The 14,581-nt window shown below is 26.2% G+C and carries 14 protein-coding genes; 7 read left to right on the top strand and 7 right to left on the bottom strand.

Annotated features, from left to right (window positions below; genetic code table 11):
* Positions 1 to 640: 640 nt before the first annotated feature.
* The 5 genes from mer (at position 641) to QZ146_RS00700 (ending at position 4,970) form a co-directional block, all read left to right on the top strand.
* On the top strand, positions 641 to 1,588 hold the full coding sequence (mer, locus tag QZ146_RS00720) for a 5,10-methylenetetrahydromethanopterin reductase (RefSeq protein ID WP_295721478.1): 948 nt from the start codon (positions 641 to 643) through the stop codon (positions 1,586 to 1,588).
* 610 nt (positions 1,589 to 2,198) lie between these two features.
* A complete protein-coding gene (locus QZ146_RS00715) occupies positions 2,199 to 2,378 on the top strand; it encodes an MATE family efflux transporter (protein ID WP_295721468.1) in 180 nt (59 codons plus the stop codon).
* A gap of 285 nt (positions 2,379 to 2,663) precedes the next feature.
* Positions 2,664 to 2,882, top strand: coding sequence for an MATE family efflux transporter (locus tag QZ146_RS00710; protein WP_365316154.1), 219 nt, complete (start codon positions 2,664 to 2,666; stop codon positions 2,880 to 2,882).
* A 347-nt stretch (positions 2,883 to 3,229) separates the two neighbouring features.
* Positions 3,230 to 4,321 (top strand): archaeosine biosynthesis radical SAM protein RaSEA, encoded by a 1,092-nt coding sequence (locus QZ146_RS00705; protein ID WP_295721466.1) that lies wholly within the window; start codon positions 3,230 to 3,232, stop codon positions 4,319 to 4,321.
* A 163-nt stretch (positions 4,322 to 4,484) separates the two neighbouring features.
* A complete protein-coding gene (locus tag QZ146_RS00700) occupies positions 4,485 to 4,970 on the top strand; it encodes a DUF308 domain-containing protein (protein ID WP_295721465.1) in 486 nt (161 codons plus the stop codon).
* Positions 4,971 to 5,321: 351 nt separating this feature from the next.
* Here the strand turns inward: QZ146_RS00700 and QZ146_RS00695 are convergent, their stop codons facing one another.
* The 6 genes from QZ146_RS00695 to QZ146_RS00670 all read right to left on the bottom strand — a co-directional run bounded on the left by QZ146_RS00695 (position 5,322) and on the right by QZ146_RS00670 (position 10,718).
* Positions 5,322 to 6,158 (bottom strand): DUF1932 domain-containing protein, encoded by an 837-nt coding sequence (locus QZ146_RS00695; protein WP_295721463.1) that lies wholly within the window; start codon positions 6,156 to 6,158, stop codon positions 5,322 to 5,324.
* A gap of 16 nt (positions 6,159 to 6,174) precedes the next feature.
* On the bottom strand, positions 6,175 to 7,056 hold the full coding sequence (locus QZ146_RS00690) for a DUF89 domain-containing protein (RefSeq protein ID WP_295721474.1): 882 nt from the start codon (positions 7,054 to 7,056) through the stop codon (positions 6,175 to 6,177).
* 104 nt (positions 7,057 to 7,160) lie between these two features.
* Entirely contained in the window at positions 7,161 to 7,361 is a 201-nt protein-coding gene (locus QZ146_RS00685) for a MoaD/ThiS family protein (protein ID WP_295721461.1), read from the bottom strand.
* Between the two features lie 100 nt (positions 7,362 to 7,461).
* On the bottom strand, positions 7,462 to 8,394 hold the full coding sequence (locus tag QZ146_RS00680; RefSeq protein WP_295721459.1) for a TIGR00269 family protein: 933 nt from the start codon (positions 8,392 to 8,394) through the stop codon (positions 7,462 to 7,464).
* A 76-nt stretch (positions 8,395 to 8,470) separates the two neighbouring features.
* Entirely contained in the window at positions 8,471 to 9,634 is a 1,164-nt protein-coding gene (locus QZ146_RS00675; RefSeq protein WP_295721457.1) for a VWA domain-containing protein, read from the bottom strand.
* A 235-nt stretch (positions 9,635 to 9,869) separates the two neighbouring features.
* The gene (locus QZ146_RS00670; RefSeq protein ID WP_295721455.1) at positions 9,870 to 10,718 is read right to left on the bottom strand and encodes a MoxR family ATPase; all 849 of its coding nucleotides are present in this window, start codon (positions 10,716 to 10,718) and stop codon (positions 9,870 to 9,872) included.
* Between the two features lie 239 nt (positions 10,719 to 10,957).
* Between QZ146_RS00670 and QZ146_RS00665 the strand changes: the two genes are divergently transcribed.
* A complete protein-coding gene (locus tag QZ146_RS00665) occupies positions 10,958 to 11,467 on the top strand; it encodes a hypothetical protein (RefSeq protein WP_295721453.1) in 510 nt (169 codons plus the stop codon).
* Positions 11,468 to 11,681: 214 nt separating this feature from the next.
* Positions 11,682 to 12,044, top strand: a complete 363-nt coding sequence (locus tag QZ146_RS00660; RefSeq protein WP_295721452.1) for a hypothetical protein — start codon at positions 11,682 to 11,684, stop codon at positions 12,042 to 12,044.
* 294 nt (positions 12,045 to 12,338) lie between these two features.
* Here the strand turns inward: QZ146_RS00660 and QZ146_RS00655 are convergent, their stop codons facing one another.
* Positions 12,339 to 13,973 (bottom strand): dihydropteroate synthase-like protein, encoded by a 1,635-nt coding sequence (locus QZ146_RS00655; protein WP_295721450.1) that lies wholly within the window; start codon positions 13,971 to 13,973, stop codon positions 12,339 to 12,341.
* Positions 13,974 to 14,581: the final 608 nt, after the last annotated feature.

Below are 14,581 nucleotides of genomic sequence, written 5' to 3'. Positions count from 1 at the left end.
ACCATAAAAAAATAGTTCGAAGTACACAAAAAAGAACATAGACGAGTAAAAATACACAATAATTGTATAAAAATAACAATCAAATATCACCACATCTACTAAACCAACATCACACCCAATACTATTATTGGGTCCTCATTAAAAAAACATATAAAAAATGATATAATTAAATAATAATTATATAAACATGATAAAGTTTCACTATATGTGAAAAAACAGTCATCATTGTCATAATGTTGATTATACATATTGACTTAAACCAACGCCAATAACATATAGTACATAATATATACAAAGTCATAACATTAACAAAAACTATTGGAAAATATTGCAAAATATAGTAAATTATTATTAGAAGATTTATATGAAACTTAATATTGTATTAACAATATTTTTAATTAATAGAATGTATATAAATGATATTAAATTAATATTTTTTATGAATTTTTCGAAAATTAATAAAATATTATAAAAATTATTTTAAAAATATTAAGTAATACTAAAAAATTAAAAAGTAATATCACCTTCTAAATTAATGAAAAAATGAAAAAAAATTCAGTTTATATTTAAACTTTTCTATTAAATTCAAATAAAAAGTTCTTTATATACTCTTTAATATATTAAATGATGGTGATAAGGTATCGAATTTGTTCCAAATCAACCTTTGGATGAAATTATAAAATTAGTAAAATTAGCAGAAGATGTCGGTTTTGAATACACATGGATTACAGACCATTATAACAACAAAAACGTATACGAAACCTTAGCTGCATTAGCAACAAATACAGAGACCATTAAAATGGGTCCTGGTGTAACCAACCCCTATGTAAGAAGTCCTGCTATTTCAGCTTCTGCAATTGCAACTATTGATGAAATTACAAACGGAAGAGCTACCTTCGGTATTGGTCCTGGAGACAAAGCAACCTTTGATGCTTTAGGAATTGAATGGACTAAACCTGTTTCCACTATCAAATCAGCAATTGCTGATATTAACACATTATTAACAGGAGGCAAAACCGAAGCTGGAGCACAATTAGGTGGAGTAAAAGCTGTCCAAGAACACATCCCTATTTACATGGGAGCACAAGGACCTAAAATGTTAGAAACCGCTGGAGAAATCGCAGATGGTGTATTAATTAACGCATCAAACCCTAAAGATTATGATGCTGCTATGCCAATGATTAAAAAAGGAATAGATGCAGCTGGTGCAAAAGAATTTGATGTAGGTGCATATACTGCTACTTCCATCGGACCTGACTCTGATGCAGCTAAAAACGCAGCAAAAATTGTTGTTGCATTTATTGCAGCTGGATCCCCACCTCCTGTTATTGAAAGACATGGATTACCCGATGGATACAACACCAAAATGGGTGAATTCTTAGCTAAAGGTGACTTTGGTGGAGCTATTGGTGCTGTAACTGATGAAGCTCTCGATGCATTCTCAGTATGTGGTACTCCTGATGAGTTTATTCCAAAAATTGAAGGTTTAGCTGAAAAAGGTGTAACCCAATACGTAGCAGGTTCACCTGTTGGTAAAAATGTAGAAGAATCTATTAAATTATTAGGAGATGTAATCTCTAGTTTCTAAATTTAATATTTTTTTCTTTTTTCTTTTTTTATTTTTTTTATAATGATAAATGCAAATTTTATAGATAAATTTTTGCCCCTTTTTTTGATTAAATTTTTATTCATATGTTAATGAATCATGAAAATATTCAGATTCTTCACTATTTCTAAATCATTTTCTTTATCTAATTCAATAATTTTTCTCATATTTACCTATATTTTTAAAGGATTAATATGAGCTGATTAATAATATCATCTTTTAAAACCATAAATAAACAATCCTACATAAATATCCATATATAAAGATTATAGAGTAAATAATATAAATGATAATTAATAGAAAAAATTATAAAAATATTAGTTGTGTGAGCCACAATATATATTCAATCAAATAAATTTTAATACAGCCATTATTTTTATATCAATCACTTAACATAAACTTAAATATTATTTTTTACAAAATAGAACTAAAAAATAATTTTAATTTAAAGAAATACTATTTAAAATGAGGAATAGTAATGCACGGTATAATACATCGTCACGATAAAAAAATATGGAATTAATAGTAAATAATCCAAAAAAAAGCAATTAATAAATTAGCTATACCTATAATATTAAGTAATTTATTTATGATGTTAAACAATATAATAGATACAGTATGGGTTTCAGGATTAGGTCCAAATGCAGTAGCAGGATTAGGATTTGTAAGCCCGGTATATGTAGCATTTATAGGTTTAGCAAATGGATTAGGTGCAGGAGCAAATAGTCTTATTGGACGATATATTAGTGCTAAAAAATATGAAAATGCATAAAATATTGTAATTCATTCCATAATATTAAGTATTATAGCGACTATTATTACTACAATATATATTGGATAGTTATTAAAAAAGATAATTATATAAAAATTAAATTAAAACATTATATAAAGGATTTAACCCTTTACAAGGATATTTTATTCGTAGGTATTCCTTCAAGCATAGAACATTTTTGTTACAAATTTTACCACCATATTAATAAATTACTGGTTAACAATTCTTACAGGAACCATTGCAGTTGCAACATATAGTTCAACATTAAAATTAGTTAATGTTGCAATGTGTCCATTGACTAGTATAGGTATAGCTGCTTTAACTGTAGAAAGAGTTGCTTATGGTGCTAAAAATTATACAAATTTTAAAACCACACTAAATTATAGTAGTAAATTATCAATGATAATTGCACTAATTATGTGTATAATTATCTTTATATTTGCACAACAATTATCACTATTATTACATACTCTTCTAACAGTGAAGCACTTCAACCTAAAATAGTTGAAGCAATGAAAATTATGTGTTTCTTTATAGTTCTTATGCATTAAGGTAGTAAAGCAGGCAATTTATTTCAAGCAATTGGTAAAGGAACAACTTCACTTGTCCTAAGCATAATAAAAATTTTTAGATAAATCCTATTAGCAGGCATATTTGCATTTATATTCCATTAGAGGATATTGGAATTTATATGGATTTAGTATGTGGAATTTCTATAGGTTCAATCTTGCAATACTTATATATATGTTATTACCTAAAAAACATAGAAAATATTTCCTAGATTAAATTAAAACATTTACTTTTTTAAATAAAAAAAATGATAAATACTCTTAAAACAATGATGTGATTATATGGAAATTCAAGAATTAAATAAACAAATCAGAAAAGAATCCACAGAAAGGATAAAAGCTAAAGTTCCAGAGCAGGTATCAACTAGTTGGTATAATGAAGATTTGCTATACTCCGGCAAGGGAAAAAGTATATTTGTAATTCTTGCAACAGAAGGTTGCTCATGGGCTTTAGGTCCAAGTGGAGGATGTACAATGTGCAGTTATATAAATGATTGTACACAGAAACCAGTGAAATCAAATAAAATTATTGAATTATTTAAAAATGAACTTGAAAAACATCCATATAAAGAAGATTTTAAATCTGATGATAAAATAGCAATAAAAATATTTGCTTCAGGAAGTTTCTTAAATCCTAAAGAAGTTCCAAAGGAAGCTCGTGATGAAATACTTAAAATATTATCAGAAAGTGAAGAAATTTCTGAAATTGTTGTTGAATCAAGACCGGAATATGTTAAAGAAGATGTAATAGAAGAAGTTTTTAATATAATTGAAGATAAATTATTTGAAATAAGTATGGGTCTTGAAACATCAAATGATAAAACAAGATTATATAATATTAATAAAGGTTTTACACTAAAAGACTTTGAAAATGCAGTGAATATTATCAAAAAAATGAAAGAAAAAGGATATAATATTAAATCAAAACCATATATTTTTCTTAAACCTATACTCTTATCTGAAAAGGAATCTATTAATGAAGCAATTGAAACTGGAATATATTGTAATAACATTGGTGTAGATAGATTATCATATTGTCCTGCAACAATTCATGGAAAAACATTAATTGAAAGATTATGGCGAGAAAATTCCTACAAACCTCCTTGGATATGGTCTGCTGTAGAGGTTATTAATCGTATTAGAGATGAAGTTTCAATACCTTCCCTTATGGACACATCAGCATTTGGATCTAGAAGGGGTCCATACAATTGTAAAAAATGCAATAAAGACTTAAAACATTTAATTATAAAAACGAATCTTACACAAGATAAAATTGATTATGATTGTGAGTGCAAAAACGAATGGAAAGCAGAAGTTGAATGTGGCGATTTTAATTATTCTAAAACAAAAATTAATCACTTACCACTTTACTAAAACGTGATGTAACTTTAAAAATTAACATGCTAATAATATTTTAAAAAATTAAATATTTATTTGGAAACTATAAAATAAATGAAAAATTAATTAAATAATAAAAAAGTAATTAAATAATAATTTTTAAAATGATAATTAATTTTAATAATATTGGAGGATTAGAATGAAAAGAGAACTTATGAGTATTATATCTATAATGCTGGGAATAATTGTAATAATCTTTCCCCTACTTGGATATATTCAAAATGAGGCAATTGTAGGTTTATCCATATTATTAATGTCAATATATTTATTATTATGTGGAGTTGACCAAGCAGATTATGATACATATATTAGTATTATAAATACCATTCTCGGTTTTCTATTATTAGTTTTAAGTTTCTCATACCTATTTAAACAAAATATTATGGGATCTTTAACAGGTGTAAGTCCCTATCTTGGAGGGATATTTTTAATAATAATTGGTTTAATTCAAACCCTCTCAAATAGAAACAATAAATATGGATTTTATAAAGGGATTGGAGGAATCGTATCAGGTTTACTCTATATAATTATTGTTACATATATTGCTAACTCATTTATACTTGGTTTAATTGTTGGAATTTGGTTAATAATCTGTGGAATAATAAATTTTTTAGATAACTATTAAAAAACTTTGGGAGATTTTAAAATGGAATTAAAAGATTTTAATAAAATTTTAAAAGACCATACATATACAAAAGATGTGCATCCAAAAATTACAATGTAATTTTTGAAGAACCTCATGAAATATTTCTAAATAGTATTGACCTATTTAGTGATATTAAAGAAATAGCTATAATAAAAAGTCCAAAACAGACAATTGAAATTCAATTATATGATGAAACAGAAAATAACCAATTAACAATAGATTAGTGAATAGAATCTTTAAGAATTTACACCAACAGTGTAGATGATTTAGAATAATACAATATTCAGCTTAAGAGCCGAATATTGATTTATTTTTTCTTTTTTTAAAAATTTAATATGAATCAAACTTATCTTTTGTTGCTTTAGTCATAATATGTTTTTTACCTTTAGAAACCTCATCTAAAAATTCTAATGCTTCATCCATTTCTTCAACTTTTCTTTTAGAATTTGCATAAGTATTTTTTAATCTAGATTTTGATTTTTCCTCAAAATTTTCGCCTTCAGTGATAGATAAAATCTCAAATAATTGTTCTTCCAGATCCATTTCTTTTGCCGTTTCAAAAGCTTCCATTAAAACTGCAGAAACCCCTTTTGTATATAAACTTCTAAGAATTTTTAATGTAGCTACATCTCCAGGAATTTTACTTAAAACCTTTACATTTAATCCATAATTATTTAAAATTGCTAGCTCGTTCGCCCTTACACCAGATAGAATTATCAATGGAGGTTTATTAGATACATTACCTATAATTGCACCATCAACAAAATTATTTCTTATATCCACATCATTTTTCTTTTTAAAAAAATTTAATCTACTGCTTTCTTCTTGAGGAACAATCCTTCTAGGTTTTTCAAATAAATCTGCCATATAATATGTAGTGTTTGGAGAAATATTATTTAAATCCACATAAATACCATCACCCATATAATCCGCATATTTATCAGCGATATTTAATGCATTTGCCGGAGAATTTGCAGATATTACAATATCCGATCCTAAAAGTAATGCTTCATATGAATCTATTATTCTTACATCTGATTTTACAGCTAATTTATTTGTTTTTTGACTTCTATCCTTTACAACTGTAACAGTTTGAATGCCATTAGAACTGAGAATATTTGATAATGTTGATGATACTTGTCCAAAACCAATAAAACCTACAATCATTTTACCACTTTAAAAATTATTTATTTAAAAAAGACCCATCATCTTTAAGTAAAAACATTTCTCCTAAATCTATACCAATTAATCTAGAACTTACTGGACATTTAGCACATGCTAGATAAAATACCTCTTTATCTGAAAGATCTATTTCAGTTAAACCTTCAAAGTTTCCAAGGCCTTTAGAGATAATAAATTCAGACTCATCAAATATTTTTCTAAAATCATCTGAAAATTCCTCATAAACTACCCCTACAGTGTCTTCACCTGTACTTACAATTTCAGCATATTCATCTAAACCCGCCTCTAGAGCATCTACCATACATGCATCATTTACAATTGGTGCTTCTTTAACAGCAAGAATTATATCCAAACCATATGACTTAATTTTTTCAAGAAGTATTTTATCAAATACAATCTCGCCAGCATTATCTACTAAATATAAGACTTTATTATGTTTTCTTAAAGCATCCTCAAGTAAATCTGTCTGATTGATTTGTAAATCCTTATTCAAATTTATTTCAATTAAATGTTTAAAATCAGTGTCTTTAGGATAAGCTCCAAAATCTATAATATTTCCAACAATAGCTATCTTAACAGAAGTTTCAAGTGAATCATCCTCTTTTAAAATATTATAAATCTCCCTCATAAAAGATTTTGCCATTTCATTAGACTGTTTTTTCCTTAAATAGTAAGGATCTTCTGAATTAGTTTGATCTTTTATTAAACGGTGGATTTTAGAACCTGTCCAATTTGAGTTAGCTCCTTTATAGTATTCTTTAGCAAGTAATTTAAATACTGAAGACATAATCTCTACTTTTACATCTTCATCATCTGTAATCTCATCTAATACATCTTTTGCTTGACGCATAAAACAAGGAGCACAATCATAATTAACTTTAATAATATCACCGAATATGTATTTTAAAATAATATAATATAAAAAATTATTATTTAATAAAATAATAAAAACAATAATTATTGATTATGATAAAATTTAGGTATTAATTAACCACCATATATAATTTGGATTATCTGAATTTCATCACCATCATGAATCTCATTATCCTCAATTACAACATCACCATTTTGTTTTGTAACAACTGTTTCTTGAGAAATATTTAAATCTTCTAAAACATCACGAATAGTAGTTTTAGATGACAACTCTCTTTCTTCATTTAATTCTTTAAATATTAATTTATAAGACATATTTTACACCACATAGTATTTTATAATTAGTGATTTTTGGATAAATATAATATAATAAGAAAATTTCATCATATTACAATAAACTTTTATAATCTGATGATTATAATTGAACTTCATGACCTAATTCTTCTAAAAATGTACATGCTCTACATAGTTCATTTGAAGAAGGTTCACCACATTTAACACAATCGCCCATATGAAATTGTGGAGGATAGTTTTCACGAACCAGTGGTTTAATTTTATCATAACCTTTTAATATAGAATACATCATAGTCGGATGTTCTTTTGATAGGTCTTTTAAAATATTTCCTACCTCCATCCTAAAAGATTCATGAGCATAAGGACAACCTGCAAGATGAACATCTAAGTCTTTTACCATAGCATATAAACCTATTTCTTTTTCAGGAATTTCTCTTAAAGGTTTAATTTTAGGAGTAAATTTAGGACTTTTAGAACTGGTTAATGGACCTAAAGCAGAAAGATTGTTAATATTTCCTTCAAGATAATTCATTAAAATAGCTTGAGATTCATCATCAAGATTGTGACCTGTTGCGATTTTTGTCGCATTAAATTCTCTTGCTTCACGATTAATAATCCAGCGCCTAAATACCCCACAATATGTACATGATCCCCTATGATTTTCATATCCCATAATCTCATCTAAATCAATTGCAAAACAATCTTTAAATTTTACAACTTTATGTTCTATACCTAAATTTTTAGCATGAGCTTTGGCAATAGCAACACCATCATCCCTATAACCTTTAATTCCTTCATCAATAGTTACAGCACATAAATCAATAACATAGCGCTTGTAGTATGAATTTAAAATATCCAAGGTAACAACACTATCTTTTCCACCAGATAATGCAACCATAACCTTATCTCCTTTTTGGATTAATTTCTCTCTTCTGATTGTTTGTTGAACTTTTTTATTAATGCTTTTTATAAAACAATCCTTACAAAGAAATTGACCTGATTGTTTACGGCTAAGGACAACCTTAGGATCTCCACATTTTGTACATACTACCATAATATCACTGTAATTTATAGACTTAATGATAATAATTTTACTAATTTATAATTTTAAAAAATACTAATAAATAAAATTAATGCATATTCATTACAAAATCTGCAAGTTGATTTAAAGTATTAACCTCATAAACTTGAGCACCCGCCTCACGGTATAATGATACACAACTATCTACAATATCCCATTTTTTTCTATCTTCAGGATTTAATATAATAACTTTTTTTGCCATAGAAGATATTTGGCGAATTAATTCAACACTTCGCTGAATTCCATCATCTTTTGGTCCTGCCCAGTCCCTACAATCAGATAAAATTACTACATATGTTTTATTGGTAATATCTGATTGTTTCATAAAAGATTTAAACGATGTATACATATTTGATGTACCATGTATCATAGAATTTTTAATACGAATATCCCTAACATTTACAAATGCCTCATATAGATATTTAGATTTTAAAGCATCAGTGGTTTCAATAGTTTTATTATCAAATTCAAAGGTTCTTGAATTTTTAAATGATGTTTGACAAGAATACATCAACATAAAAAACCAACTACTAATCCATTCACAAGACCCACTAATATCATCTAAAAACAAGTGTTGATTTTTATGAGGTCTTGGACGAGCTTTAACAAGGTCAATTGTAGTTCCACCATATTTTAAGTTTTGTCTTATAGTTTTTCTAATATCAATCTTATTAGTTTTAGATTGAGCTTCACGTCTAGAACGTTTATTTGCAATTCTACGACCCAATTCCTGACATAATTCCAACATTCGCGGTTCAAATTGATTGATTTTACTCAAATCTTTATTTAACAATTCTCCGTCTCGCTCCAAATCCTCAGAATCATAAAGAGGAGGAGTTCCCATATACTCTTCCATTTCACGCTTGTTTTTAAATTTTTGATTTAAAGAAGATTTAGTGTTTTTCTTTTTAACGATTCGCATTTTATTAGAATGCTTAAAATTATTTTGAGCAATTTTCTTACTGGAAGCTTCATCTTTAAAAGCTTTGTCTGTGGGAGATTGGAAAATTTTATCAAATGCCTTATTAAATTTTGGAATATCATACTTGTTTTTAACATAAACAGATCTTAAAGCTTCTTTTAATATTTTTTTATTAGAATGAGATAAAAGCATGCAGGCATCATATGCTGTTTGAGTAGTGCGTATACTTACAGTCATACCTTCATCCCGTAAATGATTTGACAAATCAACAATTTGATTAACATCCACCATAAAAATCACATCTCTAAAAACAAATGTATATCTAAATCAAAGCTAACTTTAAAATTAAAAAAATAAATAATTACTATAAATTCCAAAATTAAAATTAATAACTAAAATAAAATATTACAAAGAGTAAAAAAATTAAAATAACACTGATAAACTACTTAAAAATTATACATAAATACATTTAAAATTTCATTTTAATAATTTAGATTAAAACTAATAAAAATATATTGAATTTTATCTATTCATCAAATAATTTTTTCATTACTCTTTCTCTATCAGATTGATTTTTAACAACAGAACCAATACTTGCTTTAAGTGCTTCGTCTTGATTGCTTGTTTTTAAATTCATTACAGATCTTACCCAGTCTACACTTCCCCTAACAGATGGTTTTTTAAGAAGATTAAGGCTACGAATCTCTTGAACCAAATTAACAACTTTTTCAATTAGTCCTTCATCAGCTTCAGGAACTTTAGTTTTTACAATATTTATTTCTCTTTCAACTGAAGGGTATGAAATATATAAGAACAAACATCTATCTTTAGTCTCATCAAGCAACATCCTTTGAGAATTGGAAGTTAAAATAACAATTAAATCATTATTTAATGGAAAAGTACCTAAATCATTTACAGTAATTTCCTTTTCACCTAATGCCTGAAGTAAAAAACTTTCTACCTCTTCATCTGCCTTATCAATTTCATCAATAAGTAATATTGAATTTTTTTTAGTTGAAAATGCTCTAAGTAAAGGCCTTTTAATAAAATATTCCTCTTTAAAAATATCTGTTGAAATTTCAAGATTTTTACCTTTAACTGCTTCAAGCTCTAGCAGTTGTTTTTGATAATTCCATTCTCCAACAATTTGCTCAAAAGTAATTCCTTCATAACATTGGATTCTGTAAAAATCCCTATTTAATGAATCTGCAATAGTTTTTGCAAGTTCTGTTTTTCCAACCCCTGGAGGTCCTTCAATAAGAACGGGTTTAGATAAGGCCAATGCTAAATAAACAGAAGTTGTTATCTCAGAATTTGAAACATAATTTCTCTCTAATAATCCTTTATCTATATCTTTTAAACTTATATCTTCCATATAATTACCCTTAAAAGCAATAATAATTTAATTAGTTAAATTAAATATTAATTATAAATATTTATATTAAATTATATTTATTTTTACAATAAAATTTTTAAACTTTATTTTATATATCATTTATTATATAAGAATAATAATTATTAAATTATTAAAATTTTCTAATATATCGAATGATTTATTATTAAAAATTTTTTAATATACTAAGGATATTTAAAAAAAACATAATGTATGATAAAATGAATAAGAAAACTTTAATTATCGGGATAATAATTTTAATATTAATTATTACAGGTTTAATTATTTTTAATGAATCTGGCAATACTAAAACTACAAGCACTTCATTTAATGGTGTTAAAACTAATATTAACGAATATACTTGTATGATTCCTAAAGAATATCAAAATGGTAATGTTACAGATTATCCTGGATATAGCTTATATGGAACAGATAATGACACATTATACATTACAGTCTACAGTAATGATAATAATGGAAATACTATGTATAATGGTGACTGGGACTATTTTGCAAAAGGAGAAAATAATGTAGATGAAGGACCTAAAACAGAAAATATAACCTACGATGGGCATGAAATAGTTTATGTAGCCCTCCACTCCAATACAAGAGGAGATTATAGATTAGCATTCTTTGAAGTTAATGGAAAAAGAGTAATGTTAGAATGGCGTGGAAATAACATTAGTTCAAACATTGCAAATATAATAAATAGTTTTTATGCATTGAATTAATATAAATTTTAAAAAAAATAGTCTTAAAAAAAATAATAAAATAAAGAAATATTTTATTAAAATAGATTTAATTTAAAAAAAAATTTAAATGAAAAAATAAAGATTGAAAAGTTTTAAATAATTTAATTTAGAAAATTTAAAGTGATTGTACAGTATATTATATAATTAAATTTATCTTAATATATTAAATAACTAAAAAATAAGGTGAGGAAAAATGAAAAAGGAAGATTACATCATATTAATCCTTGTAGTTGCTGTTATTTTAGTTGTTGTTGGAACTATATTTGCTATGGGCAGTAAAGGTGATGATGAAATAACTAATACAGATTCTATAAACCAAAATACAACAAACAACATGACAGTAAATGATACCTCCTCCAAAGATACTTCCAATGAAAACAATGATGGATATGAATCTGGAAATGCATATTCAGATACCAGTAGTGATGGAAACACCTACTATGCAGGAGATGATGGACATACAGTAAAAGTAAGTGAATCCGGTTCTCTTGATGGTGGTGCCCATGACACCTATGATAAACCATATCCTGGAGGAGAAGAAGAAGAACAAACTTAGAGTATTTTTATACACTCTTCTTATTTTTTTTATTTTCAATTTAAAGAATTTCTAGATTATCTCTTCTTTTTATATACACATAATTATAAAAAAACTTGTTTTAAGAGCATCTAATATAATAAAATAATTATTGCATAAATCAGCTTGCTTTAATTAATAAAAATAAAATACTATTAATTAATAAAATAAACTGCTTTTGATTAAAAATAAACTTTAATAATTAAAAATAAACTTTTTTAATTTATAATAACAGTTTTAATATTAAAAATAACTTTTTAAATTAACTTCTTTTAATTAATCACTGTTTAAATCAAGTGGAGGATTAAATAGGTCAAAATCCTGAATGTAATCTTTGCCAGTTAACATTGCAATATATGCTTTTTGAAGTTCACTTCCCAAATATGCTGCATGATCCATTCTTGAAACTAAACCTTGTCTTACAAGTTCATCATATATTTCTTTTGGAAATTTACCTTCAAAAACAATATCTGCAGAAGCCTTTTTAAAATGAGTTACAATAATACTACTATCTTCAAATCTTTCTCCATAATTAACACGTATTTTAAAGCTTCCAGCACGATCATATACAAATTTAGGTGATTCTTTTGCGAATATATGACGAATATTTAAATCATCTTCATAGAGAACCTCCCCAAGAACATCTGACCTTTGTCTTTTGTCTTTAAATCTGAGAAGATTAATACCTAAATCTTTAGGAATAGATTGTCTGTTTTTAGCAAGAAACATCATTTTACTGGCAACAGCCAATTCATATACGCTGCCTTCAGCTTTACCACTTTCTTCAGGAGTAAATAAAACACTTGCACCAATTTCCATAGCAATACCTGCTAGCAGTGCATTAACACCAACCGAATCAGTGTCCATAAGTTCAGTTACATTACCTACACCAAAAAATAGCGGATAAGGATTGTTGTCTTTAAATTCCTTACATGCAATAATAGACTCAACAATACTGCTACTATTTACCGGGTCAAGTATTAAATCTGCAATAAAGTCAATTTGACCATCTTGAGAGTATTTACTACAATATCCAATTAATTCATCAATATATTCAAGTCTTTCTTCTACAGTATGAGGAACCTTATTTACTGCAAAATTTGTAGGGAGAAGAACTGCTGGAACATCATACTTTTTAAGTAATGGTACAAGTTCTTCAGCATGACCTAAATCCAAACTTAAAACTAAATCAATACCGTTTTCAAGGGCAACTTTAATTTCATTAGGATTCAATGTATCAATACTTAAAGGTTTATCTCCAACAATAGGCCTTAATGTTTTAATCAAATCAGGAACCAAATGAGAATTATCTTCACCTGCAGCCATTCCAATATCAATCATATCAGAACCACTTTCAACAAAATGACGTGCCTTTTTAATTAACACATCCTTAGGAAGTGATGGCGCATTTCCAATTTCAGATAAAACTCTTATAGGAAAATCCTCTCCTACTGGCAAATTACCTACTAAAATATTATTAGGTTTTTTAAGTAGCTCATCTCTTTTTTCTACATCTTCCTCAAATTCTTTAATAAGTTGAAATGCTCTTTTTCGTTTTTCTTCTTCAATTAATTTATCTGCCGCTTTATCAGTTGCAAGTTCAAGATCATTAATCAAATCAATAACCATGCCTAAATCAGCACAATCTGTTGGGCCTTTAAATGTGAGAATATTAAATTCTTTATTAATCTCATCAGTAGATCTTCTAATTAAACCTGGAACTAAAATCATATCTATATTATCCAGTTCATTTTGAAAATTTTCCCTAATTTCTTTAATGATTTTATTTGGAGTTAAAAAAGCAGCGACCTGAGTATCTGCCTTATGAAGAATAATTTCCTCAGACGAATCTTTAATAACTTCTTTAATTCTAGGATATGCTAAGTTTCCCGTAATTATAAGAATTTTCATATTTATCCCTTTTAGACTACAAATGTAAATTTATATTACAATAATAATTGTTTAATTTATATATTAATATATTATTTTAAATATTATTAGTAATTATGGATATGTATTTCTCTTTTTAATATGAACTATGAAAGTATTTAAGTAATATATAAAAGGACATAAACATTATAAATGGCGATGAATATTTTCAATCAATAGTAGATAGTAAATATCAGTTATAACAATCTAGCAAACAATTACACAATAAAATAAAAAAACGCTAAGAAAATTACTGTATAAAAAAAAATTAAATAATAATTTAAATACTTTTATTATACAATTTCTTTTTTTAAACCCTATCATAAATATTTATAAAAAATAATAATATTATATAAATTTTAAATTATCTGATATATTTAAATTCTACTAGATATGATAAATCATAATATTACAAGTATTTTTTTAATTAATTAATAATACATATCTTATGAATTTATCATGAAAGATATAAAAAAGATTTTTAAAAAATCAGTAAAATTATCAAAATATAGTAAAGTAATATTTAAAATTAATAGGGTTGAATTTTTATATTTAAATCTTAAAATATATTTTAAAGCTTTTTTTACGAA

The organism is uncultured Methanobrevibacter sp. (assembly GCF_905235195.1).
Classification (GTDB): Archaea; Methanobacteriota; Methanobacteria; order Methanobacteriales; family Methanobacteriaceae; genus Methanarmilla.
This window is presented reverse-complemented; position numbering and strand designations above follow the sequence as displayed.

Coding starts and splice junctions, on each gene's coding strand:
- QZ146_RS00715 (WP_295721468.1), top strand. CDS start 2,199: ATGTTAAACAATATAATAGATACAGTATGGGTTTCAGGATTAGGTCCA.
- QZ146_RS00710 (WP_365316154.1), top strand. CDS start 2,664: ATGTGTCCATTGACTAGTATAGGTATAGCTGCTTTAACTGTAGAAAGA.
- QZ146_RS00705 (WP_295721466.1), top strand. CDS start 3,230: ATGGAAATTCAAGAATTAAATAAACAAATCAGAAAAGAATCCACAGAA.
- QZ146_RS00700 (WP_295721465.1), top strand. CDS start 4,485: ATGAAAAGAGAACTTATGAGTATTATATCTATAATGCTGGGAATAATT.
- QZ146_RS00695 (WP_295721463.1), bottom strand. CDS start 6,158: ATGATTGTAGGTTTTATTGGTTTTGGACAAGTATCATCAACATTATCA.
- QZ146_RS00685 (WP_295721461.1), bottom strand. CDS start 7,361: ATGTCTTATAAATTAATATTTAAAGAATTAAATGAAGAAAGAGAGTTG.
- QZ146_RS00680 (WP_295721459.1), bottom strand. CDS start 8,394: ATGGTAGTATGTACAAAATGTGGAGATCCTAAGGTTGTCCTTAGCCGT.
- QZ146_RS00675 (WP_295721457.1), bottom strand. CDS start 9,634: ATGGTGGATGTTAATCAAATTGTTGATTTGTCAAATCATTTACGGGAT.
- QZ146_RS00670 (WP_295721455.1), bottom strand. CDS start 10,718: ATGGAAGATATAAGTTTAAAAGATATAGATAAAGGATTATTAGAGAGA.
- QZ146_RS00665 (WP_295721453.1), top strand. CDS start 10,958: ATGAATAAGAAAACTTTAATTATCGGGATAATAATTTTAATATTAATT.
- QZ146_RS00660 (WP_295721452.1), top strand. CDS start 11,682: ATGAAAAAGGAAGATTACATCATATTAATCCTTGTAGTTGCTGTTATT.
- QZ146_RS00655 (WP_295721450.1), bottom strand. CDS start 13,973: ATGAAAATTCTTATAATTACGGGAAACTTAGCATATCCTAGAATTAAA.